At 70.1% G+C, this 22,590-nt stretch carries 22 protein-coding genes and 4 tRNA genes; 8 read left to right on the top strand and 18 right to left on the bottom strand.

All coding sequences use genetic code 11. From position 1 onward, the window contains the following. Nucleotides 1–92: 92 nt before the first annotated feature. From EOE66_RS19630 to EOE66_RS19605, 6 genes are all read right to left on the bottom strand, one after another. Nucleotides 93–542: a hypothetical protein gene (locus EOE66_RS19630; protein WP_245479115.1), complete on the bottom strand. Its 450-nt coding sequence runs from the start codon at nucleotides 540–542 to the stop codon at nucleotides 93–95. A 55-nt stretch (nucleotides 543–597) separates the two neighbouring features. After that, nucleotides 598–1,815: an RtcB family protein gene (locus EOE66_RS19625; RefSeq protein ID WP_128230428.1), complete on the bottom strand. Its 1,218-nt coding sequence runs from the start codon at nucleotides 1,813–1,815 to the stop codon at nucleotides 598–600. Nucleotides 1,816–1,926: 111 nt separating this feature from the next. Continuing rightward, nucleotides 1,927–2,502 carry an HNH endonuclease gene (locus EOE66_RS19620; protein ID WP_128230427.1) on the bottom strand — a complete coding sequence of 192 codons (576 nt, stop codon included), beginning with the start codon at nucleotides 2,500–2,502 and terminating at the stop codon, nucleotides 1,927–1,929. A gap of 41 nt (nucleotides 2,503–2,543) precedes the next feature. Then, nucleotides 2,544–2,619 (bottom strand) — tRNA-Arg (locus EOE66_RS19615). A 58-nt stretch (nucleotides 2,620–2,677) separates the two neighbouring features. After that, a tRNA-Arg gene (locus EOE66_RS19610) sits at nucleotides 2,678–2,746 on the bottom strand. Nucleotides 2,747–2,984: 238 nt separating this feature from the next. After that, nucleotides 2,985–3,060: transfer RNA gene (locus EOE66_RS19605), tRNA-OTHER, on the bottom strand. 528 nt (nucleotides 3,061–3,588) lie between these two features. Here EOE66_RS19605 and EOE66_RS19600 point away from each other — a divergent pair. After that, nucleotides 3,589–3,960, top strand: a complete 372-nt coding sequence (locus EOE66_RS19600) for a hypothetical protein (RefSeq protein WP_128230426.1) — start codon at nucleotides 3,589–3,591, stop codon at nucleotides 3,958–3,960. A 9-nt stretch (nucleotides 3,961–3,969) separates the two neighbouring features. Further along, nucleotides 3,970–4,311: a hypothetical protein gene (locus EOE66_RS19595; protein WP_128230425.1), complete on the top strand. Its 342-nt coding sequence runs from the start codon at nucleotides 3,970–3,972 to the stop codon at nucleotides 4,309–4,311. A gap of 39 nt (nucleotides 4,312–4,350) precedes the next feature. Here EOE66_RS19595 and EOE66_RS19590 read toward each other — a convergent pair whose 3' ends face one another. From EOE66_RS19590 to pnuC, 3 genes are read right to left on the bottom strand one after another with little or no spacing between them, the layout of a single operon-like run. Continuing rightward, nucleotides 4,351–6,507: a TonB-dependent receptor gene (locus EOE66_RS19590; RefSeq protein ID WP_164885187.1), complete on the bottom strand. Its 2,157-nt coding sequence runs from the start codon at nucleotides 6,505–6,507 to the stop codon at nucleotides 4,351–4,353. Nucleotides 6,508–6,521: 14 nt separating this feature from the next. Beyond that, entirely contained in the window at nucleotides 6,522–7,568 is a 1,047-nt protein-coding gene (locus tag EOE66_RS19585) for an AAA family ATPase (protein ID WP_128230423.1), read from the bottom strand. Beyond that, nucleotides 7,565–8,110 carry a nicotinamide riboside transporter PnuC gene (pnuC, locus tag EOE66_RS19580; RefSeq protein ID WP_205702758.1) on the bottom strand — a complete coding sequence of 182 codons (546 nt, stop codon included), beginning with the start codon at nucleotides 8,108–8,110 and terminating at the stop codon, nucleotides 7,565–7,567. Before pnuC ends, EOE66_RS19585 begins: the two co-directional genes overlap by 4 nt. Here pnuC and EOE66_RS19575 point away from each other — a divergent pair. Then, complete coding sequence (locus EOE66_RS19575; protein WP_245479114.1) at nucleotides 8,097–8,891, top strand: NrtR DNA-binding winged helix domain-containing protein; 795 nt, start codon at nucleotides 8,097–8,099, stop codon at nucleotides 8,889–8,891. The genes pnuC and EOE66_RS19575 overlap by 14 nt on opposite strands. Nucleotides 8,892–9,241: 350 nt before the next feature. On the opposite strand, the gene EOE66_RS19570 is transcribed toward EOE66_RS19575, so the two are convergent. Continuing rightward, nucleotides 9,242–9,318, bottom strand: a tRNA-Met gene (locus EOE66_RS19570). Nucleotides 9,319–9,434: 116 nt separating this feature from the next. On the opposite strand from EOE66_RS19570, the gene EOE66_RS19565 reads away from it, so the two are divergent. Next, nucleotides 9,435–10,145: an SDR family oxidoreductase gene (locus EOE66_RS19565; RefSeq protein WP_128230421.1), complete on the top strand. Its 711-nt coding sequence runs from the start codon at nucleotides 9,435–9,437 to the stop codon at nucleotides 10,143–10,145. A 12-nt stretch (nucleotides 10,146–10,157) separates the two neighbouring features. On the opposite strand, the gene EOE66_RS19560 is transcribed toward EOE66_RS19565, so the two are convergent. After that, entirely contained in the window at nucleotides 10,158–10,883 is a 726-nt protein-coding gene (locus tag EOE66_RS19560) for a response regulator transcription factor (protein WP_128230420.1), read from the bottom strand. Beyond that, entirely contained in the window at nucleotides 10,880–12,538 is a 1,659-nt protein-coding gene (locus tag EOE66_RS19555) for a sensor histidine kinase (protein WP_164885186.1), read from the bottom strand. Before EOE66_RS19555 ends, EOE66_RS19560 begins: the two co-directional genes overlap by 4 nt. 205 nt (nucleotides 12,539–12,743) lie before the next feature. Between EOE66_RS19555 and EOE66_RS19550 the strand changes: the two genes are divergently transcribed. Next, nucleotides 12,744–13,334 (top strand): metal-independent carbonic anhydrase family protein, encoded by a 591-nt coding sequence (locus EOE66_RS19550; RefSeq protein WP_128230418.1) that lies wholly within the window; start codon nucleotides 12,744–12,746, stop codon nucleotides 13,332–13,334. Here the strand turns inward: EOE66_RS19550 and EOE66_RS19545 are convergent. From EOE66_RS19545 to EOE66_RS19530, 4 genes are read right to left on the bottom strand one after another with little or no spacing between them, the layout of a single operon-like run. Next, a complete protein-coding gene (locus EOE66_RS19545) occupies nucleotides 13,321–14,505 on the bottom strand; it encodes a serine hydrolase domain-containing protein (RefSeq protein ID WP_128230417.1) in 1,185 nt (394 codons plus the stop codon). The genes EOE66_RS19550 and EOE66_RS19545 overlap by 14 nt on opposite strands. 5 nt (nucleotides 14,506–14,510) lie before the next feature. Next, nucleotides 14,511–14,828 (bottom strand): hypothetical protein, encoded by a 318-nt coding sequence (locus tag EOE66_RS19540; protein WP_128230416.1) that lies wholly within the window; start codon nucleotides 14,826–14,828, stop codon nucleotides 14,511–14,513. Beyond that, entirely contained in the window at nucleotides 14,794–16,389 is a 1,596-nt protein-coding gene (locus EOE66_RS19535) for an ATP-binding protein (RefSeq protein ID WP_128230415.1), read from the bottom strand. The genes EOE66_RS19540 and EOE66_RS19535 overlap by 35 nt, the downstream gene beginning before the upstream one ends. Then, complete coding sequence (locus tag EOE66_RS19530; RefSeq protein WP_164885185.1) at nucleotides 16,382–17,527, bottom strand: FIST signal transduction protein; 1,146 nt, start codon at nucleotides 17,525–17,527, stop codon at nucleotides 16,382–16,384. Before EOE66_RS19530 ends, EOE66_RS19535 begins: the two co-directional genes overlap by 8 nt. Nucleotides 17,528–17,736: 209 nt before the next feature. Between EOE66_RS19530 and EOE66_RS21870 the strand changes: the two genes are divergently transcribed. The 3 genes from EOE66_RS21870 to EOE66_RS19520 all read left to right on the top strand — a co-directional run bounded on the left by EOE66_RS21870 (nucleotide 17,737) and on the right by EOE66_RS19520 (nucleotide 19,843). Further along, nucleotides 17,737–18,012, top strand: coding sequence for a hypothetical protein (locus tag EOE66_RS21870; RefSeq protein ID WP_164885184.1), 276 nt, complete (start codon nucleotides 17,737–17,739; stop codon nucleotides 18,010–18,012). Nucleotides 18,013–18,014: 2 nt separating this feature from the next. Beyond that, nucleotides 18,015–19,061, top strand: a complete 1,047-nt coding sequence (locus EOE66_RS19525; RefSeq protein ID WP_164885183.1) for a galactose-1-epimerase — start codon at nucleotides 18,015–18,017, stop codon at nucleotides 19,059–19,061. Nucleotides 19,062–19,213: 152 nt separating this feature from the next. Then, nucleotides 19,214–19,843: a hypothetical protein gene (locus tag EOE66_RS19520; protein ID WP_128230412.1), complete on the top strand. Its 630-nt coding sequence runs from the start codon at nucleotides 19,214–19,216 to the stop codon at nucleotides 19,841–19,843. Nucleotides 19,844–19,853: 10 nt separating this feature from the next. On the opposite strand, the gene EOE66_RS19515 is transcribed toward EOE66_RS19520, so the two are convergent. Then, nucleotides 19,854–21,701 carry an aspartyl protease family protein gene (locus tag EOE66_RS19515; RefSeq protein WP_128230411.1) on the bottom strand — a complete coding sequence of 616 codons (1,848 nt, stop codon included), beginning with the start codon at nucleotides 21,699–21,701 and terminating at the stop codon, nucleotides 19,854–19,856. 117 nt (nucleotides 21,702–21,818) lie between these two features. Then, nucleotides 21,819–22,526 carry a hypothetical protein gene (locus tag EOE66_RS19510; RefSeq protein ID WP_128230410.1) on the bottom strand — a complete coding sequence of 236 codons (708 nt, stop codon included), beginning with the start codon at nucleotides 22,524–22,526 and terminating at the stop codon, nucleotides 21,819–21,821. Nucleotides 22,527–22,590: the final 64 nt, after the last annotated feature.

Here is a 22,590-nt window from a genome sequence, read left to right as displayed (position 1 = left end):
GGGCGCTTCAGCAGTTCACCAAGGGCCGTGTGCGAGGGCCGAAGGGCGGGAGGCCGGGCACCCGAGACCGGGTGCCTGCCACTGCGGGCGGATCAGGCGCCGCAGCGGGGGGGCCTGAGCAGACCGTCGAGGAAGGGATCGGCCACGCGGTGGGGAAGCAGGCCACCGGGCTGCGACGACACACTCCGCGGGAAGTGGTGCGACACCGCCGGCAGCAAGGCGATGGTGCACGCCACGTGGTCGCTCAGCACATGAAAGCTCGACGAGGGCGAGTCATCGAGGTGGAAGGACCCATCGTCGTGATGGTGGTGGCTTTCTTCCAGCCAGTGCAGCGCCGCGTGTTCCAGGTCTGCCAGCACGTTGACCGACGATCCCGGGCGCGCCATGGCCACCGACTGCCAAAGCATGGCGGCGAGCATGAGGAACAGGACGGCTGAGCGGCGCATGGCGGGCGAGTGTAGCCAAGTGGTGGTGCCACTGGCGCCGGCCGGGCCGGCCCCTGCGCCGTGGGCGATCGGTGAGCAGCCCAGGCTGGCGCGCATGAAAAAAGGGGCGCCCGACTCGCGTCGAACGCCCCTCAGCAGGCTGGCTGACCCGTCACCCTTTCACGCACACCACCTGCTTCAGCGTGTGCACCACGTCGACCAGGTCGCGCTGGGCCTCCATCACGGCGTCGATGTCCTTGTAGGCCGCGGGCGTCTCGTCGATGACGTCCTTGTCCTTGCGGCACTCGACGCCTTCCGTGGCGGCGCGGTGGTCGGCCAGCGTGAAGCGGCGCTTGGCCTCGGTGCGGCTCATCACGCGGCCGGCGCCGTGGCTGCAGCTCTCGAAGCTGTCGGGGTGGCCCTTGCCACGCACGATGTAGCTGCGCGCGCCCATGCTGCCGGGGATGATGCCCAACTGCCCGGCCTTCGCGCTGACGGCGCCCTTGCGCGTGACGAACACGTCTTCGCCGAAGTGGTGTTCGCGGCTGACGTAGTTGTGGTGGCAGTTCACCGCCTCGATGTGGCTCTGGAAGTTCTTGTGGATCACGGCCTTGGCGGCCTCGATCACGCGCTTCATCATCACTTCGCGGTTGGTGGCCGCGAACTTCTGCGCCCAGCCCACGGCACGCACGTAGTCACCGAAGTAGCGGCTGCCTTCCTCGAAGTAGGCCAGGTCGCGATCAGGCAGGTTGGCGTTGTTCCGCAGCGCGTCCTGCTTGGCCAGTTCGATGAACATCGTGCCGATGAAGTTGCCCACGCCGCGCGAGCCGCTGTGCAGCATGAACCACACGAAGCCCGCTTCATCCAGGCAGACCTCGATGAAGTGGTTGCCCGTGCCCAGCGTGCCCAGGTGCTGGATGTGGTTGGTCTTCTCCAGCTTGGGGTAGCTGCGACACAGCTCGGTGAACTCGGGCTCCAGTTGGGCCCAGGCCGTGTTCACCGAACCCGGGGCCTTCTGCCAGGCGCCAGGGTCGCGGCTGCCCGGCTGGCGGCCGTGGGGCACCGCGCGTTCGATGGCCGAGCGCAGCGGCGCCAGGTTGTCAGGCAGGTCTTCCGCCTTCAGCGTGGTCTTGCAGGCCATCATGCCGCACCCGATGTCCACGCCCACCGCGGCCGGGATGATGGCGCGCAGCGTCGGGATCACCGAGCCCACGGTCGCGCCAATGCCGTAGTGCACATCGGGCATGGCCGCGATGTGGTGGTGCACGATGGGCAGGCGCGCGGCGTTGGTCAGCTGGCGCTTGGCGGCCTCTTCCACCGGCACGCCGCGGGTCCACATCTTCAGCGGCACACCGCCGCCCACGTCTTCGTGGATGCAGTTCGTTTCCATGAATCATTCTCCTTGCCCGGTGAGCCCGGGCCCAGGGGAGGCCGCCAACGCAGCCTCCCCCAACGCTCGACGCAGCGTCATGCATGCGTCGAGAACTTCCACGGCCGGTCTTCAGTTCAGCCGTGATCCTTTCGGCAGGCGCGCCGCCAGCCACTCATGCACGTCGGCACGGATGTGCCTGCCTGCCAGCAGAAAGTCTTCGAAGCGGCTGGGCACGTACGGCAGGTACAGCAGCCGCATGCCGGCTTCTTCCGGCGTGCGGCAGGCCTTGCGGCCGTTGCACGTGCCGCAGGCCGTGACCAGGTTCATCCAGGTCCAGCCACCGCCCCGCGCTTCCGGCACGATGTGTTCGCACTGCAGCTCGCGTTCACTGAAACGCTGCCCGCAGTAGGCGCAGGTCATGCGATCGCGCCTGAAGAGCTTTTGCTTGCTGAACGAGGGCACCACGTCGAACAGGTTGACCCTGGGCGCGCCGCGCAGCGCGACGATGGGAAACACCTCGATCAGCGACTGGCAGCCGCGCGCGACATTGAAGCCGCCACGCAGCGTGGCCAGCGGTCCGTCGCCGTCGACCCACGCCACCGAGCCCGAGGCCATGTGCGTGGCCGCCTGCTCGAGCGAGATCCACGCCTGGGGCGTGCCCTGGATGTCGAGTTGCAGCACGTGGCTGTGAGATGGCGGTTGCATGGGGGGCCTCCTTTCGTGGCCTGTGGTGCGGATTGGATGGATGGAACGTCCGGGTGGGCTCGAACCACCGGCCTCGGCCTTCGGAGGGCCGCGCTCTTGCCGCTGAGCTACGGACGTCTGGATGAGAGATGGCGGCGGCGCTGGGATTGCTCGCTGCGCTCGGCCTTGGCTGAAATGGCGCCTCGTGACCGATTCGAACGGCCGACCCGCCGGGTAGAAGCCGGCTGCTCTTGTCCGCTGAGCTAGCCAGGTATCCATCCGGTGACGGGTTCCGGCGCCGCCCTATCGTTGCGGCCGATTTCCACCCCGAGGCGCGAACTGCCCGGGGCTTCTGTTGACTGGCTTCCACTTCGGCTGTGCCCGAGCGCGAGCGTCCCGTCGGACGTGGTGTCTCGCTGCACGGGGCCTGATCAAGGGCCACGCACATCCCGCGCCGCCAACACCATGTCGCGCGGCTACGGAGTGCAAGGACACACCCGAAGTGGAGCGAATGACGGGTCTCGAACCCGTGTCCTGGCCACAAACGTGGCCGAGCTCTGCCTGTTGAGCTACATCCGCAAAAATCTGCAAGGCATGCCGTCGGCCTGATCCAGGTTCCCGAGGCTGCCTTGCGGCAACTTGTTAAAGAGCGTCCACCGCGAGCGGTGGTGCGATCCACTGATCGCTGGCCTGCGCCGATGCGCAGGCCGGTTGAAGCAGGAAATGAAAAGGGCCCGGATCCTTTCGGAATCCGGGCCCCTGTGAACAGAGCTTCGAGGGTGCGCAGCTAGGCGCTTCCCTTTCCCGGATGCACTCGACCCTCGCTCCGATCAAGCTGGTGCCAGCTTGTCGGGAGGAACTCGTGCGTGGCGGCGCCGCAGGCGCCCAGCGATCCCATCGCCACAGCACGTGCGAACGCGACCAGACCCTGCACGGGTCGGGTGGTTCTGAAGACGTGGCGGGATTTCACGATGGGGTCCTTGAACAAACTTTCGCTCGATGTGAGCGGCTTAAGGTACGACGAGGTGGACTGTAAATAGTCTTTACTCTGCCGTCAACCCCCTGAGAGAATGACGGATCGAAATCGTTGCATCAGGCCCAACAACAGTGGCAAACACCACCGTCACCCGAAGACTCAACGCGTTGGCTCTCTTCCAGGCCTACGCCGAAAAGGCGCTGGCCAGTGGTGCGTCACCCAAAGGTCTGGAGCAGGCTTTCGCCGCAGAGTTGGAGATCTCCCCCAGCATGTGGAGCCAGATCAAGTCGTCTCGACCGATAGGCGACAAGCTTGCGCGGCAGATCGAGCAACACCAAGGCAAGCCCGCGGGGTGGTTGGACGAGGTCCGCGAGGACACTTCACCCACGGCTGCAGAGAAGGCGTTGATGGAGTTGGCGCTCGCTGCCTGGCGCTCAACCAACAGCGCGGGGCGCAAGGCATTGCGGGCTCACCTTGAAGCTGTCGTCCAGGCGGGCCGCTGAGTCGGCCGAATGACTCCCGTGAGTCGCGCCCGCAGACACCACCATCACGTGTATGTGGTGGAACTGTCAGACCGCGTCTGGAGCGAGCCGTCCTTTCGCAAGGCCAATCCGGACTACCAGCTCAGCAAACCACTGGTCTACGTCGGCATGACCGGTCTCGATCCCGACCTGCGCTTTGATCGGCACAAGGCCGGGATCCAGGCGAACAGGTTCGTGCTCGTCTACGGCTTGCGTTTGCTGCCGCAGCTGTACGAGGTCTACAACCCCATGCCCTACGACGCTGCGCGAGACATGGAGGTCGAGCTTGCCATCGGCTTGCGTGAGGCCGGCTACGGCGTTTGGCAGGCCTAGAACTCAGACACTGCTCACCATGCGATGGGCAGGTTGGCGCTACTCGTAACCGCCCACCTTGAGGGCAACCGACAGCGCGCGCGCCGCGCCGGGGAACAGGAGGTCGGCGCTGTAGGCCTGTCCTGAATCCCGCCAGTAGCGGCGGTCAGCCACGTTGCGCACGCCGACGTCGAGGCTGATGGATGGGCCTGACGAAGGAAGTTTCCATGACAGGCCCAGGTCGATGACGGAGTAGCCGCTGACCCATACGGAGCCATCTGCATTGGCGGGCTTGGACGAACGCGCCGTCAACGCCGCGTTGTAGCTCAGCCCGGGCAGGCTGTTCAGTTGCCGCGCCAGCCGCAGATGCAAGGCCGTTCGCGGGATGTTCTGCAGTTGTCTGCCGTCCCAAGCGATCAGTTCCGATCCCCTGCCCTTGGCGTTGATGTAGGCGAAGCGCCCCTCCAGCCTGGCGCTCGCCTCGAAGGTCCACGCGAAGGCGGCTTCGACGCCTTCATGGCGCTGCCGGCCGCGCTGGACCCAGGCACCCCTGCCCGCCCAGGAACTGCCCACCGGCTCTACGAACTCCCAGGGCCGTTCCGTCTGGAACGCCGTCAGTCCGTATTGCCATGCATCACCGACACGGCTCTTCCAACCTGCCTCGACCTGCCGCGTCACGCGGGGCGCCAGCACTTCCCCCGCATTGGCGGCCGTGGCAGGCGCCTCAGAGCCGAATGCGAGCCCCCGGGCAACACTTGCGAACACCCTCATTGAGGGCCCGGGCTGCCAGCTCAGCGTCCAACGTGGCAGCAGGCGCCGCTCGTCCGGCAGGGTCCCTGGCGCATCGATCTCGGTCCACCGCAGACCGAGTACCGATCTCCAGGGCCCAAGGGTTGCCGCGTACCCGAGCGTCAGGGCCGATTGCGAACTGTTGCTGGGTGGGCGGTCGGCCCCGGGGGCCACCGGCCTGGCCAACACCGAGTCCGGCCGGTATATGTTGCCTGACAGGGCCAGGCCCGCAGCGTCATAGCTGGTTGCGTTGTACACGTCGCGTTGAAGCACCTTGCGGTCGATGCGCTCGAGCCCGGCCTGCAACTCGTGCTGGATGCCGGCCGCGCTGAACGGTTTGACTGCCGAGAACCGAGCGTGTGAGGTCGTCCGGGTTTCGCTGGCGTGGTAGTCGTACAGAACATAGTCGCCGTTGCTGCAGAAGAATTCGAAGGGCGGTGTGTTGCATCCGAAAGGGGTGGCCAGGTTGTCATCGATGCGGGCCTGCGCGCGAGACAGGCCGGCCTCCCACCTCATGCCGCCGGGCCCGCCGCCCTCGATGCGCAGCATGGCCAGATGTCCGTTGTTGGTGAAAGGCCGAGACCACGGCTGAGCGTTCAGGTTCACGCCTCGCACGGACAGATCGGGCGGCGTGCTGCCGCCCAGCAGCTGAAACCCCGGAACGACAGGCTGCGATCGGCGCTGGAGTGCGAGGTCGAGGAACAGCCGCACTCCGTCATGCGGCGCGGCATCCAAAGCCATGCCGATGAAGCTGCGGTGGCCGTCCGCACCCGGGAACGGAGGCCGCAGACGCGCATGCGAAGCCGTGGTGCGCCACGACCAAACCGCATGCGACCGCCCTCCATCGACGGCGAGCAGCGTCCCTGCCTGCGCATCGGACTCCAGGCGGGCGCGCAGCGGCGCACCCCCGCGAGGCGTGATCTGGTTGAGGCTGCCTCCTGCACCCACGAGCCCGCCGCTGCTGCCAGCCACCCCGGCGGCGACTTGCAGCGCCGCCGTGCCTTCCAAGGGAAACTGCCATTCGCCGGGAACCACCATGCCGTTGACGCGAAAGGCGCTGCCCATGTCCAGCGTGAAGCCGCGGATCGTGAAGTTCTCGTAGTAGCCCACGGCCGCAAAGTTCTCGCCAACCGAAGGCACCGCGGCCAGCACAGCTGCAAGCGAGCTGTTCCCGGGTGCTGTGAGCGCCTCAACTTCCAAGAGCGAAACCGTGCTGTCGGCCGGCTCCAGCCTGCCGTTGCGCGGTGACAGCAGACCGCCTGGCACGCGATCTGCCTGAACGACGACACGCTGCGCAGAAGGCTGCTGCGGGTCGCTTTTGCCCACTGGGGCCTGTGCCACCTGCGCCTGCGCGGACATGGCGGCCATGCAGATCAGGCTCACCAGGAGCTGCCGCGAGGCCCTGTGCGCGCGCGCGGCAGGCTTCAAGCAACAGCAGTTCGTCACGTCAGTTTCTCCACCACCTGGGCCACACGTTCGTCGACGCTGCCAGACACTTCGAGAAAGGGCAGCCTGCGGCGGCGCAGCAGCGCCCGCGTCATCTCATGCTGGGCAGCACGCCAGCTTGCATCCCGACGCGTGCCGTCTTGTTGGAACGCGATGTCTGGCCTGCAGAGAACGATGAGGTCGTAGCGCCTCCGTGACAGCGCAACGAGAGCGCGTGGCGGTCGGCCGTGGTCCAGCAAGGCGTAAATCAGCGTCGACAAGGGCGAGGTGTCGCAGACCAGGCAAGGTGGCGTGCTCTGCGCGGCCTGGATCTCGTGCGCCACCTGGGTTCGTGCCACGACTTCCAGTTCGTGAAGACTGAGGTCTTGCCCGGTTTGCTCCCAATAGGCCCTCCCGTACTCGGGCACCAGCGCCGCACCCAGCGTCCTTGCAAGTGCGCCGGCCAGCGTCGTCTTGCCGCTCGATTCGCCGCCCAGGATGCAGACGCGCCTCACCAGGTCAGCGTGCACCAGGGGGTCGACCCAAGCGCGCCACCGCGCCGGGTCTTCTCGGACATCGGTCCCTCGGACTGGGTACGTGGTCCGGCGCTGATCGACCAGGCAGTGCACGACGCCTGGGTGCGACACGGCCTCTTGCGCGAACTCGCGGGAGAGGAAGCCCGCAAAGCCTGCGCCGTAGGCTTCGCTTGTGAAGACCGCCTCGACATGAAGCTGCAGCAGGCGCTGGCAGATCCAAGCCACGAAGGCCCGGTGTTCGTCGTCCGTCGCGTCGTTGGCGGGCATGCAGCGTGGCACGACGCACCTGATCCGGCACAGCCGGGCCAGTTCTGCATCGTCCAGGACGACTGACGCGACGTCCGGAAAGAGGTGACGCAACCAGGCTCGACGCGACGCCGCATGGCAGTGCGCAAACTCGGGCTTGGAGTAGGAAAGCACCACGACCTCGTCGCAAGCGGCTTGGGCTGTCTTGATCAGGAACTCGTGTCCGTGGTGCAGCGGACTGAACTTGCCGACAACCAGGCCCCGACGAAAGCGAGTGTTCATGCGGCTTGCGCTGGCCGACGCTGCAGCTGGGCCAAGCGCTTCCAGTGCCTGAGCGCCAAGCCGGCATTGAGCAGGTAAGCCGTGTACAGGGCCGCGGTGATGTAGAGCTCCCGGCTGAAGAACAGCGGAACCGCCAGCAGATTGACCAGCAGCCAGAACCACCAGGTCTGGATCTGGCGTTTCATCAGCAGCAACTGCGCGACGATGCTGAAGGCCAGCACCAGTGAATCCAGGAACGGGGCAAAGGCGTCTGTCCATCGCGACAGGAGCCAGCCGTAAGCCATCGCGCCGAGCACACCGCACATCAGCAAAAGAAGCAAGCTGCGGTGATCTGCGCTGGTGATGGGCAGTTGCGGCTGGTGCTGCTGGACGCGCCATCGCCACCAACCCGCGGCGCTGGTGGCCACGAAGAAGGCCTGCAGCGTCACATCGGCGTACAGCTTGGCTTGTGTGAACAGGGCAGCAAAGAGCAGGCAGCCGGCGATGCCTGTCCACCAGGTGTGCACGCTGTTGCGAGCGGCCAGCAAGATGGAGACCGTCATCGCGCCGTTCGCCAAGACCTCGAGCCAGATCACCGAGCCCACCCTTCAGACCATGTTGTTGGCAGAATGCCAATATCTTAGCCAGAGTCTGGCAAACTGTCTCGTCATGGTCAGGCAGCTTTATCCGCTCGTTTCCGCTGACGTCGCGCTGTTCAGCGTCACAGACGACCGTCTGCAGGTGCTGCTGGTGCGGCGCGAGCAGGAGCCCGCAGCGGGCTTGTGGGCACTGCCGGGCGCCATCCTCCAGCCACAGGGTGATGCGGATCTCGAGGTCACCGCCCGAAGAGCGCTGCGCGAGAAGATCAGCGTGGAGGTGCCGTATCTGGCGCAGTTGCGAACCTTCGCGGGCGCAGCGCGCGATCCTCGTGGCTGGTCGTTGTCCGTTCTGCACTGCGCGCTGCTGCCACGTGACCAGGTGCAAGCGGTCGTGCGGTCCAGCGTAGACCGTGTGCAATGGTGTGATGCCGATGCGCCAGGCGAGCGCCTGGCCTTCGATCACGCACAGCAGATCCTCTGGGCACGGACTGCGCTAAGGCAGCGCATTCAAGACCACGCCTTGCCGCTGCACCTGATGCCCGAACGTTTCACCTTGACTCAACTGCAGCGGGTTTGCGAGGCGATCCTGTCGCCGGGCCCAGCGCAGCGGTTTCGTCTGGACAAAGGTGCGTTCCGCCGGCGCTTCGCCAAGAGCCCGGACATCGTGGAAGTACCTGGCGCCTTCGAGCATGGTGCGCAGCGACCGGCACAACTCTTCCAGGTGGCTCCGGGTTTCCGGTTCTGACGGTTGGCCGGTGGGGAGGAATGCGGCGACTTGGAGAGTTCGCCAAGCCCGAGAGCTGGCGGCCAGGCGCTTCAACCTATCGAGCAACTTCGCCCCTTCGCTTTGTGAGAGCGGCAGAACTTCGAAGGCGACCCACGTGCTCGTGGACTGGGAGAACATGCCGTGGCTACAGCGAACGAGTCTTGCTGCGAGCGGCTCTTCAGCGTCGCCACAGAGCCCAACGGTCACTTTCCGCTTAGCTGGGTTCGGTGACAACACAGACCTCGTCACAAACCTCGTCACAGAGGCCCAGAAACGCCGAAGCCCGCACGGAGCGGGCTTCGTAAGTGCCTGTCAGCACTCAAATTTCTTGGTTGCGGGGGCAAGATTTGAACTTGCGACCTTTGGGTTATGAGCCCAACGAGCTACCAGGCTGCTCCACCCCGCGACTGAGCTGCGCAGTATAGCCGACTTCGCGGCGGCCGGCCTTCGTTGGCCAGATCTGCCGCCCTAGGATCAGGCCCGTCGCACACTGCACCGCGAACCACGACAAGGAAACCTGCCATGCCTTCGCTGCCCACCACCACGCCCACCGTTCACGCACCCCTGCAAGGCCTGCGCGTGCTCGTCACGCAGGCCGATGCCTTCATGGGCCCGGCCTTGTGCGCGGTGCTGGCCGAGCAGGGCGCCACGGTGGTGGCCAGCACCGCGGCGCTGAGCGCGCCGCACGCGGCGGCCGAGGTGGTGGCTGCGGCCGGCCCCATCGATGTGCTGGTGGCCAACCTCGCGCTGCAGGCGCCCACCACGCCGGCCGCGGCGGTGGACGATGCCGAATGGCGCGAGGTCTTCGCCGCGCTCGTCGACCCCCTGCCCCGCCTGGTACGCGCCGCGGTGCCCGGCATGGTGCAGCGCGGCGGGGGCAAGGTGCTGGTGATGGGCAGCGCCTCGGCGCTGCGCGGCATGAAGCGCGCCAGCAGCTACAGCGCCGCGCGCGGTGCGCAGCTGGCCTATGTGCAGGCGGTGGGCGTGGAGCTCGCACCGCAGCGCGTGCAGGTCAATGCCATCGCTCAGAACTTCGTCGACAACCCCACCTACTTCCCGCCCGAGGTGCAGGCCAACCCGCGTTTCCAGGAGCGCCTGGCGCGCGAGGTGCCGCTGGGCCGCCTGGTGGCCGCGCGTGAAGACGCGATGTTCGCGGCCTACCTCTGCAGCCCCGCGGCGAACTGCTTCGTGGGGCAGGTGTTCCCGGTGTGCGGGGGCTGGGTGGCGCGCTGAGCCGCTCGCGCCTCAACCCGCCGTGCGTGGGTCTTCCAGCTTGTAGCCCAGGCCGCGCAGCGTGTGGATCAGCGGCACGGCCTGGCCGTCGTCGATCTTGCTGCGCAGGCGGCGGATGTAGACGTCGACGATGTTGGTCAGCGGGTCTTCGTGCGTGCCCCACACGTTGGCCAGGATGCGCTCGCGGCTGAAGAGCCGGCCGGGCGTGCTCATCAGCAGTTCCAGCAGCGCCAGCTCGCGCGCGGTGAGCGCCAGCGCATGGCCGCCGCGGCGCGCCTGCATGCGTTCGCGGTCGAGCTCCAGGTCGGCGACCTGCAGCAGCCGCGCCGGGGCCGGGCGGTGCTCGCGGCCACGCCGGCCCAGGGCCTCCAGCCGCGCCAGCAGTTCCTCGAACTCAAAGGGCTTGCACAGGTAATCGTCGGCGCCCAGGCGCAGGCCGCTCACGCGGTCTTCCAGCGTGCCCAGGGCCGTCAGCATCAGGATGGGCAGTTGCACCTGCTGCGCGCGCAGCGTCTGGCACACCTCCAGCCCGCTCAGGCCCGGCAGCATCACGTCCAGCACCATCACGGTGGGCTCGTCGGCCGCGCTGCCGCGCGCGGCTTCACGCGCGGCGTCTTGCGCCATCGCCAAGCCTTCGGGGCCGGTGGCGGCGCGCTGCACGCGGTGGCCTTCGGCACGCAGGCCGCGCAGCAGGAAATCAGCCACGCGGGCGTCGTCTTCAACCAGCAGGATGTTCATGGGGCCGTGGTGCGTGTGTCGGGCTGCGGCACGGTGGCCGCCAGCAGCGGCAGCAGCACCCGCGCGCGTGTGCCGCCGCCTTGGCGCGGCGTGAGTTCCAGGCGCCCGCCGTGGGCCAGCGCCAGTGTGCGTGCGATGGCCAGGCCCAGGCCGCTGCCGTCGGCGCGGTGGCGGCGTGCGGCGCTGCCGCGGAAGTGGCGCTCGAAGACCTGCGGCAGCTCTTGCGGCGGGATGCCGATGCCACGGTCGAGCACGTCCACCTGCAGCCAGTGCGGGCTGTCGGCGGGCTGTGGCTCAGGGGCTGCGGTTTCGGCCACCACCAGCGTCACCTCGCCCCCGGCGCTGGAGTAACGCACCGCGTTGTCCAGCAGCACCAGCAGCAGCTGGCGCAGGCGCTGCGCATCGCCCATCAGCTGCCAGCGGCCCGTGGGCAGCTCGGCCGGTGTCAGCTGCACCTGGCACTGCGCAGCCAGCGCGCCGGCTTGCGCCAGCGCCTCGGTCAGCGGGGCGGCGGGGTCGAGCGGCTGCTTCACGAGCGAAAGCGCGTCCAGGTCTTGCCGCGCCACGGCCAGCAGGTCGTCGATGACGTGGCCCAGATCGCGCGAGGTGTCGACGATGCGGCGCAGCGCGTTGCGGTACTCGTCGGCCGGGCGCTCGGGCCCGCGCAGCGTGATCTCGGCCTCGCCGCGGATGGCCGTGGTGGGCGTGCGCAGCTCGTGGCTGATGTCGGCCAGCAGCTGGCGCCGGCGGCCATCGGCCTGCTGCAAGGCGGCCAGCGCTTCCTGCAGCGCGGCGGTGCGCGCCTGCACCAGCGCTTCGAGTTCCTGGCGCTGCTGCGTCTCTTGCTGGCGGTGGTGCTGCAGCTCGGCGGCCAGCGTGTTGATGCTGCGCGCCACGGCGCTGAACTCGTCGCGGCCGCTCAGTGCGATGCGGTGTTCCAGCCGGCCTTGCTGCAGCGCCTCGGTGCCCTCGAGCAGGCGGCCGAGCGGGCCGCGCAGCGCGCGCGTGAAGTAGCCCGCCGCCAGCAGCGCCGCAGCGGCCAGCGTGCCGGCCATCAGCAGCCACAGGCTGCGCATCCAGGCCAGCGTGGTGTCGGCCGCTGCGCGTTCGCGCTGCACGGCTTCGGCCTCGCGGGCGATGTTTTCCGCGAGCAGCTGGCGCAGGTCGCGCCCCTGCGAGAGATCGAACACTGCCGAGAGCGCCTGCCAGGCCTGGCGCGCATCAGCACCCGGCAGCAATGGCCGGGCCTGCGCCACGGTGTTCTCCAGGTCGGCCAGGCTGCGCGTGAGCACGGCCAGGGCGTCTTGCCGGCGCAGGTGCTCGGCGCGGTTGTCGCTGCCGCCGCGGCCTTCGTCCAGTGCCAGGGCCAGCTCGGCCCATTGCTGCAGCTGCGCCAGCGTGGCCCGCATCTGTGCCTGCAGCTGGCTGCGCACGGCCGGGTCGGCGCCCGCCCCTTGCTGCAGCTGGGCCACCCAGGTGCGCAGCCGCTGCTTGTCTGCAGACAGCTCGACGAAGCCGCGCTGGATGTCGCTGGCCACGCGGCCGCGCTGCACCTGGCGTTCGGCCACGCGCAGCGCGGCCGCGGCGCCGATGCCTTCCACGACAACGGCGGCGGCCAGCAGGCTCAGCACCAGGCTCAGGCGACGACGGAACATGGGGCGGCATTGTGCGGCGCTGCCGGCGCCGGCCGGCGCATTCATCTGCCGTTCATGCGCCGCTCATCTGCGGCTCATGGGCGGTTCAGCGGCGGTTCAAGCGCGGGGTTTGCAATGCAGAACTGTTGCAGCGCTGCGGCCCACCGGGCGGGCGCCGACACCCCGGTTGTACCCCTCCCCTGCTTCCACTTCCTGGAGATTGACCATGACTGCCCGCCGCCTGATTCCCGTCTCTGCCACCCTGGTGCTGTCCCTGGCTGCCGCCACGGGCGCCATCGCCAAGACGCCTGCGGCACCTGCTGCCGCCACCGTCGTCAACCAGGCCATCAGCGAGGCCGAGGTCCTGGGCGCGCAGCGCGCCTGGTGCCAGGCCCTGGTGGACATCAGCACCACCCACGCCCGCAGCGGCCAGGCCGCAGCCAAGGCCCTGGCCGAGCGCGTGATCGACAGCGCCTACGGCTACCAGATGGGTGCCGTGCTCTTCAAGCCCACGCTGACCGTGGCGCCGCAGACCTTCCGCACCACGCGCGCTGGTGCTCTGGCCTACTTCGTGGGGGGCGACGCGGCCTTCCCGAAGGACACGGGTTTCGCGCTGAAGGGTTGGACAAACTGCGAAGTGGCCAACGCTGCGGTGTTCATCGCCGGTGACTCGGCCACCACCATGGGCAACGTGCGCATCACCAACAGCAAGGGCGATGTGACCACGGTCGACAAGACCTGGGGCTACGTGAAGGACGACGCCGGCCGCCTGCGCATCGTGCTGCACCACAGCTCGCTGCCGTTCAGCGGCAACTGAGTCCGAGGGCGGCGTACACCGCCGCCTTCCACTCGAACCAGAACGGGTTCCAGAAACCCATGTGGCGCTGCGTCATCAGCACCAGCGCCTGCCCCGTGGCCGGCACCAGCGCCCAGTGGGTGCCGGCCAGCCCGCCCCACTGCACTTCACCCACGGGCGTGTTGGGCTGAAGGTCGGAAGGCCCGCGCGTCACCGCGCCGGCCAGGCTGAAGCCCAGCGTGGGCCGCACGCCAGTGAACGGGAAGTTCACGCACAGCGCGGGCGGCAGCTGGTCGCGCAGCAGCTCGGCCAGCAGGGCGTCGTTCAGCGGCCCGCCGCGGCCGGGCCGCAGGCTTGTCAGCAGCGCCAGCATGTCGGCCTGCGTGGTGGCCAGGCCGCTGGCGCCGCCTTCGCGTGGCACGCGGGTGAGGTGGGCTTCGCGCCAGGGCACGCTGTCCAGGCGCTGCAGGCCCGGGGCCCGCGGATCGGCCACGTCGCCCACGTACAGCGCGGCCAGCCGCGGCTGCTGCGCGGGCTGCAGCACATAGGCCGTGTCGTGCAAACCCAGGGGCCCGAGCAGGCGCTGCTGCAGCAGCTGCGCAAAGGGCAGCCCGGTGGCGACTTCCATCACGCGGGCCAGCACGTCGGGCGCCATCGAGTACTGCCACGCCGTGCCGGGCTGGAAGCCCAGCGGCAGCTGCGGCAGCCGCCCGGCGATGTGCGCCATGTCCTTGTCGGGCAGGCGCAGGCCTTCGGCGCGGTAGGCGTCGAAAAGCAGCGTGCCGGGGTCGAACACGCCGTGGCTGAAGCCCGCGGTGTGCGTGAGCAGGTGGCGCAGCGTGATGTCGGCGCTGCGGGGTTCGGTGTCTTGCAGCGTGGGGGCGCCGGGCCGCAGCACGCGGGTGTTCGCGAAGCCAGTGATCCACGCGTGCACCGGCGCGTCCAGCGCCAGCCGGCCTTCCTGCACCAGCATCAGCGTCATCACGGCGGTGAAGAGCTTGGTGTTGGAGAAGGCGCGGTGGATGTGGTCGGGCCGCAGCGGCGTGCCGGCCTCGCGGTCGGCGTGGCCGAGGCACAGGCTGTCCACCACCTCGCTGCCGTCGAAGACCAGCGTGGACACACCCGCCAGGCGGCCGGCGGCATGGTGGTGGCGCAGCACCTCGTGGGCTGCGGCGAAACGCGGGTCTTGCATCGGGCTCAGTCGGGCGATGTGGGGAAGTGGGCCTGCAGCAGGGCTTCGATGAAGCCGGCCTCGCCCGCGATGGTGAGGTTCACGCTGTGCCAGCCCCCGGGCTCCTGCAGCGCCTGCAGCGCGTGGTGCCACAGGCCGCCTTCCTCGCGCGGGCCCTGGGCGCCCGGGTGCCGGGCCTCGCACCACGCCAGCAGCGCGGCCACCTCGGCCATCACGGCGGCGTGTTCGCCGGCGCGCGTGCTGGCCGCAGCTTCGAGCACGGCATCGCCGTCGTCGGTGAGGGCGAGGTCAGCGGTCAGGTAGCGCAGCGGCAGTGGGGGCATCGGTGCATTCTGGCGCCGCCTCGGCCGGCCACCACAGCGTGACGGTGGTGCCCTGGCCAGGCTGGCTGTCGATGTCGATGCGCCCGCCATGCAGGGCGAGGATTTCCTTGACCAGGCTCATGCCCAGGCCGGTGCCGGGCACCGCGCCCGACTGGTCGGCGCGGTAGAAGCGCTCGAACACGCGGGCCAGTTCTTCGGGCTGCATGCCGATGCCCTGGTCGGCCACGCGCAGGCCCCAGGCGGGGCGCTCGGCCACCGTGCCGGGCAGCACCTGCAGCGTGATCTCGCCCACGCCCTTGGAGTACTTGTAGGCGTTCGTCAGCACGTTCAGCAGCGCGCGGTGGAAGAGCTTGGCGTCCACGTGCAGCAGCGCCTGTGCAGGCACCGGCCCCAGCTGCAGCTGCCGGTTGTCGCCGGGGATGGACAGGCCCTGCACCGTGGTGCCAACCAGCGCGTCAAGCTCGTGCGGGCTGCGCGAGAGCGCGCGGGCACCGCCGTGTTCCAGGCGCGTCAGGTCGAGCAGCTCGTCCACCAGCGAAATCAGCAGTGACGATTGCCGGTGGATGATGTCCAGCATCTCGCGCTTGCGCTCTTCGCTGGCCGGGCGGCGCAGCATCAGCTCGGAGAAACCGAAGACGCTGACGATGGGCGTGCGCAGCTCGTGCGCGGCGGTGTGCAGGAACTCGCTCTTCAGGCGCTCGATTTCCGACTCGCGCGTGATGTCGCGCAGGTACAGCACGGCGCCGGCGGGTGTGCCGGTGGCGGCATCGGGCGCCGCCTTGTGCCGCAGCGCCCAGGCCAGCACGCGCGCTTGGGGCTGGGCCAGCTGCAGCACACCGGCCGGCGCGTTGCCCTGCCCGGGCAGCGCCTGCCGGTGGCGCGGCTCGGCGCAGGCGCCCAGCCAGGCCTGCAGGGCCGGCAGGTCCATGGCCAGCAGCTGCGGGCCCTGCAGCGCCAGCAGCTGCGCCGCGCAAGGGTTGCAGTAGGCCACGCGGGCCTCGCCGTCGAAGTAGACGAAGCCGTCGCTGCTGAGCGAGAAGATGTCTTCCAGCCGCGAGAGCGCTTCGCGCAGCGCGGCCTCGGCCGCGGCCTTCTGGCCCAGCAGCACCTGCAGCTGCTCGTGCTGCTCGCAGGCGCGGCAGGCCTGCGCCAGGCGCAGCAGCACCACGCCGATGGCCGCCAGCACGGGCGCGGGCACCGCGGCGCCCAGGCGCTCGATGTAGAGCCAGCCGGCCTCGCCCAGCGGCAGCGCGTGCAGGTGGTGGCCGGCCTGGATTTCGGTGTACTGCGGCCGAGGCTGCCCCGCCCGGGCCACGGCTTCGCGCCAGGCCTGCGCGGCCTCGCCCTCGGCCGTGGGCGCGAGGCTGCGCGCCGGGTAGGCCATGCGGCGCAGCTGGCCGGCTTCGTCGCGCCACCACAGCTGGCAGCTGAGCCCGCGCACGAACTGCAGGAGCGGGCGCATGAAGGCCCGCACCATGGGCTCCATCTCCAGCGACTCGCCCACGCTCATGGCGAGCTCGAACTTGATCGCAGCGAGGGTTTGCGCCTGGGTGTCAGGCATGGCCGTAGGCGCCGAGCACGAAGGTCTTGTTGTAGAAGTCCAGCACATGGGTGCCGTTGTTGGCGATCTCGCCCAGGCTCAGCACGCCGAAGAGCGGCGCCCCGGGGCCGGCGGCCTGCTGCAGGTGCGCGCTGGCGGCTTGCAGCTCTTCGCCGAAGCGCGGGCCCAGGAAGAGCACGCGGCTGATGCAGTCCACCAGCAGCGCGCCGGCGGGCGGGCGGCCGGTGGCCTGCAGCGCCTGCACGGCCTGCACCGTGCCCTGCTGGGCGGCGCTGATCAGTTCATCGGGCTGCCCGCGCAGGATGTAGACCATGCGCTGCACCGGTACCGCGCCCACGCACACGAGGTGCTCGCCGCGCATGACGATGGGGTCGCGCACGAGCAGCGAGCCGTCCACGCGCTCGATGCCGAAGGGGTGCCCCTTGGCGTGCTGGAAGAAGTTCTCGGGCGTGAGCGTCTCGCCCACGATGGGTTCCACGCACTCACGATAGACCTCGGCGGCGGGCCGGTAGTCGAGGCTGGTGATAGTGTTGCCTTCGGAGCCTGTCACGACGAAGGGCCCGCTGATCGACTGCCAGCCGTGGTGCACGCCGATGCCCAGCGGGCTGTCCAGCCCCACCACCAGGCCCACGCCGCTGCGCAGGCCGCCGGGCGTGAAGAGGCAGGGGCGCACCTCGAAGCTCAGCGAGCCGGCGCCGCCGCCCAGGAAGGACGCGCCGCCGCCGATCTGCTCGAACACGGCTTCGATGAAATCGGCGATGAAGGGCGCCAGCCCGTCCACCAGCACCAGCTGCATGCTGCTGGGGTGCGCTGCGGCCGCGGCCAGCGGGGCCTGGAAGTCGGTGCCGGGCGTGTCCAGGCCCTCCACCGTGGTGACCACCGCCTCGTTGCGCAGCGCCACCACGAGCAGCCCGGTCTCGGTGTGCGTGGTGCCGTGCAGCACCTGCGGGAAGACGCCGCCGAACACGGGCACCGGCAGGGCTTGCAGCAGGGGGTCGACCTCGGCTGCGGGCCAGGCCACGCCGTCGCCGGCCAGCACCAGCAGCGAACGCGCGCCGGCCCGCACGGCCTCTTGCAGCCGCTGCGCCAGCAGCGCCGGGCTGCCCAAGGGGTCGAAGTGAACTTGCAGGACTTGCATGGGGCACGGTCGTTGGAGCTCGGGAATATCATTTTGCGCAAAAGCCATTTCAATTCAATCACTTGAAGGCGACAATGGCAGCGTTCCGGCCGCCAGCGTGCAACCGTGCACGGAGGTCGGCCCCTACACTGCCGCCCTCGCAAACCGCACCGGCCACAGGGAGAAACCGCTTGGGTGAGGCAAGACAGAGGGGCCCGCGAGACGTGCGCGTGGCCGCATCGCAGCAGCGCGCCGCGGTGGCGCAGCAGGTGCCGGCGATGGCGTGCAACCAGTGTGGGCAGGCGCTGGCCGGCATCACGCCGGTGGACACCACCGGGCTGCGCGGCATCGAGCGCGCCTTCCAGGCCCATTGCGCGGCCTGCGACCAGGACACCTGGGCCGTGCGCGGCGACAGCGCCGCGGTGCGGGCCTTCTACGCCGCGCTGGAGAAGGCCGCCGGGCAGCAGGTGCAGTTGGGCAAGGCCGCCCCGCGCGACCCCGCTTGAGCGTGAGCGGCGATCTTTCGGCCGGGGCCGCGGCACCCCCCGGCTGGCAGGTGTGGCGGCTGGGCCCGGCCGATGGGCTGCACATCGAGGTCTGCGAGCTGGGCGCGCGCTGGATGTCATGCCGCGTGCCGCTGGCCGATGGCACGCTGCGCGAAACCCTGCTCGGCCACGTGGATGCCGCGGCCCACGCCACCGAGCCCGGCTACCTGGGCGCGGTGGTGGGCCGCTATGCCAACCGCCTGGCCGGTGCGGCCTACACGCTGGACGGCCAGCAGCACCGCTTGCGCCCCAACGAGGGCCCGCACCAGTTGCACGGCGGGCCGGAAGGTTTCGACCGCCGGCGCTGGCGGCCGGTGTCTTCGGGGCCCTTGCACCTGCGCCTGCAGCTGCTCTCGCCGGCTGGCGACCAGGGCCACCCGGGCGCGCTGCGTGCGGAGGTGGAGTACCGCGTCGACCCCACGGCTGCCGCGGTGACGGTGCACTTCAGCGCCGAGGTGGACGCGCCCTGCGCCGCCAGCCTGGCCAGCCACGCCTACTTCAACCTGGACGGCGACGCGCGCTCGGTGCTGGGGCACCGCCTGCAGGTGGCGGCCTCGCACCTGCTGCCGGTGGACGCCACGCTCATCCCCACGGGCGTGCTGGCGCCGGTGGAAGGCACGCCTTTCGATTGGCGCACGGCCCGCCCCATCGGCGCAGGCCTGGGCCAGGGCGAGCAGCAGGCGCTGGCGCACGGCTACGACCATTGCCTGGCGCTCGATGCCGCCGCCGCCCGTGGCGAGGTGCCTGCGGCCACGCTGCTGTCCACCGATGGCCGCCTGCAGATGCAGCTGCACACCAGCTACCCCGGCCTGCAGGTCTACAGCGGCAACTTCCTGCACGCCAGCCGCGGGCGCGACGGCCTGCCGCTGGCCCGCCACGCCGGCGTGGCGCTGGAGCCGCAGTTCTTTCCCAACGCACCCAACGTGCCGGCCTGGGCCGGCCAGGGCTGCATCGTGCGGCCCGGGGCGCCCTTGTCGCGCTGGATGCGGGTGGCTTTCGAAGCGGCCTGACCGCCGGGCCCGGCCGCCAGGGTGCAGCGCACAGAGCGGGGCGCGCGTGCGTGGCAGGATGCGGCCCCACACGCCCTTTTTGGATGACCGCCGTGCCCACAAGCTCCTTGGCCCGCCCCCTGACCCGGCCCCTCACCCGCCGCCTGACTTTCTTGGCCGCTGCACTGGCCCTGCCCGCCTGCGCCTGGGCCCAGGCCGCGGCTTCGGCTTCGGCGCCGGCCTCGGTACCGGCCGTGCAGGTCAGCACCGACCCGGCGCGTGCCGCCGCCGTCCTGAAGGCCGCCGCCGAGCTCAAGCTGCGCCCGCGGACCGCACCGGTGGCGCCGGTGCGTGCCCAAACCGCGGCCGGCTACAAGCTGCTGTCGGGCGGCGTCACCGCCGAAGACCGCGTGGCCATGCAGGCCGAGCGCGCGGGTTACAGCCTGTGGGTGACGACCGTGGCCAAGCCCTCGGGCGCCTTCCTGGCCGATGTGGACTTGCAGATCGAGCGCATCGCCCCGGCCAAGCCGGGCAGCAAGGCCACCACACGCACGCTGGTGCTGCAGCGCCAGCTGGAAGGCCCGTGGCTGCTGCTGGCGCTGCCGCCCGGCAGCTACGAGGTGACCGGCAACTTCCGCGACAGCGCCACGCAGCCTGTGCAGACGCTGCGCCAGCGCGTGACCATCGCCGCCAAGGGCCAGCGCGAGGTGGTGCTGCGCTTCAACTCCGAAGCCGATGTGGACAGCGCGGCGTCGGCGGCGGCTGCCGCTTCGGCCGCTGCGGCCGCGGCAGTCCGCCGCTGAAGCCCGGCCTTCAGGGCGGCGGCCCTGATGCCGGTGCCGGTGCAGGTGCCGAGCCTGCCGCCGGCGGCAGCAGGCCCATGCGGCGCAGCAGATCCTCGATGCGCGGGTTCATCTCGCGCGCCCGCGCCAGATCGCGCTCGCCGACCTCGGGGCTGCCCAGGCGCTGGTGCGCCAGGCCGCGGCCGTAGAGGGCCACGGCCGAGGCCTCCTTGCGCGTGGCGCGCTCGAAGCGGCGCAGCGCGGTGCGGGCTTCGCCCACGCGCAGCTGCGCCCAGCCTGCGATGTCCAGGTGGTGAGGCAGCGCGCTCTCGTTGTCGGCGGCGGCCTCGCAGTCCTTCACCGCCAGCGGCAGCGCCTCGTTCGTGCGCAGGCGCAGCAGGCAGCGCGCCAGCAGGGCCTCGGGCAGCCGCGCGTCGAGCGGGTGGGTGTCGATCCACAGGCCGAACTGGCGCGTCGCCTCGGGCGCAAGCTGCAGCGTGTCGTAGGTGCGGCCCATCTCCAGGCGCAGGTGGCTGCTGGGGGGCAGCTGCCCATCCAGCAGGGCCAGGTCTTGCAGCGCCGCGCTGCGGTCGCCGCGCGGCGACGCCAGGAAGCGCAGGCGCATCAGCCGCGCCTCTGGCAGCGCCGGGTTCAGGCGCAGGGCCTCGTCGAGATCGGCACGCGCCTCGGTGGGCTTGCGCTGGGCCAGGTGGATGCGCGCGCGGGTGAAGAAGTGCTCGGCCACCGTGGGGGCCAGCGTGGCGGCGCTGTTCAGGTCTTGCAGCGCGCTGTCCAGCTGGCCCGCGGCCAGCGAGGCGGCACCGCGCCGGGCCAGGGCGTCGGCGTCCTGCGGGTTGAGCGCACCGGGCAGTGCGGCCATGCTGGTGTCCAGCGAACCCACCGGCCCGCTGCCGGGCGGGAAGACGGGCTGCCCGTTCCAGGTGATGTAGAGCTTGTCTTCGCGCTGCGAGAGGTAGATGCGGTGCGCGAGGAAGTAGTCCAGCCCGAGGATCATGTCGTGGTCGGGGCTCTGGGTGTCCGTCACCTGGATGCGGCTGTTGTTCAGCCGCTGGGTGGCGATCTCCATGCGGTCCACCGGCGCCGACCACACCCGCGCCCGGCCCGAGCCCGCGCCGCCGGTGAAGCCGGCGCGCCGCATCTGGCTTTCTTCGATGCCGGCGCGCTGCGCGGCGCGCAGCTCGATGCTGGTGGTGGGTGCGCCGGTGTCCAGCAGCGCCGTGAGGTTCACGCCATTGACCTTCACGCGCACCAGCAGCGGGTTGTTGTTGCGCTTGCGGTCCTGCAGCTGCAGCGGCACCACGATCACCGGCGCCTCGCCGGCCCAGTGCGCGTAGTGCCCTTCTTCGCAATCGCCCTTCGGGAAACTGAGCCTCACCACGCCATGCGCGAGGTCGTACTCGGTGTCGCCGAACGAGAGGAAGTTGCGGCCGATGATGCCGTCGATGCCGGCGCCGATCTCGTTGCCGCCCACCAGGAACTCGATGTTGGCCAGCGTGGCGCCGAGCAGACCCACCTTCTCGACGCGGGCGCGTTTCATCTCGATGTCGCCCGTGAAGCCGCGCACCTGCACACCCATGGGCAGCGCGCGCAAGGGCAGCTGCAGCTGCGCGGCGGTGGCGTGGCTGATCACGCTGAAGAAGGCGCCGCTGTCCACCAGCATCTGCTTCTCGACGCCGTTGAGCGTGATCTGGGCCACGGGCCGCTGCTCCACCAGCCGCACCGGCATCTTCAGCTGCTGCAGCTTGCAGGGCTCGGCGGCGGTGGCCGGGGGGGCGGTGGTGAGGCCTGCAGCCAGGCAGGTGGCGATGCAGGCAGCCTTCAGCACGCGCCGCAGCGGGCCGGTGGGGGTGTGAGACATGGCGGTGGTTCTTCCCTGGAATGAAAGCGCCGCGCCGGCCGCCTTCTTGAACGGGAAGCCTGGAACCGCTGCGCCGGGGCCGACTGTAGCGGCAGGCGCGGCCGCTGCGGCAGCGCGCTAACGCGCCGTGCCGTTGAGGGCCTGGCAGCGCGCGATGTCGCAGGCCGTGGGCAGCAGCGCGCGGTACTCGGGCGCGCTCTTGTAAGAGCGGCCGTCGCGCGTGCTGCAGGTCTGGCCCGCGGCATCGGTGTAGTAGCTCATCACGTCGATGCAGCGGCGCGAGTGCGCCACGAGGCCGTAGAAGTGGCCGAGCTCGTGGCTCAGCGTCATCTGCAGCGTCTGCACCGCGGGGTGGGCCGGGTTGCGTTGCGCCAGCAGCGTGTACATGGCCGCGCTCAGGGCCAGGCGGCGGTGTGTCAGGTTGGCCAGCGCAAACTGGCCGCGGCTCTCGGCCTCGCTCCACAGCACCACCACGGGCGGCGTGGCTTCCAGCGTGGCGGCCTCTTCACCGATCACCTGCGCCGGGATGCCGCAGGCTGACCAGGCCCGCGCGGCACGCTGCAGCGCGGCCAGCACGGTGCCTTCGTCGAACTGGCGCGGCGCGCCGGCGTGGCGGTAGACGATGTTCACGGCGGCCACGCCGGCGGGGCGGTCGCGGCCGTCGGGCCACAGGCGCTGCTCGCCGGGCAGGCAGCTGGCGGCCTCCTGCGCACGCAGGCTGGCCACGGGCTCGGGGCCGCGCGCGGCCGTGTTGGCGCACAGCAGCGCGGCCAGCAGGGCCGCCAGCGCGGGGGTGCGGCGCGTGTGCACAGGGTTCGAGGTCATCGCCGCATGCTGCCAGCGCCGCGACAATGGCAATGCCCCGAAAACAGCCTTCCACACCCTCGAA

It is taken from the genome of Rubrivivax rivuli (assembly GCF_004016505.1).
Classification (GTDB): domain Bacteria; phylum Pseudomonadota; class Gammaproteobacteria; order Burkholderiales; family Burkholderiaceae_C; genus Rubrivivax; species Rubrivivax rivuli.
Note: the sequence above shows the minus strand (reverse complement) of the source record. Positions and strands in the feature narration are given on the sequence as shown.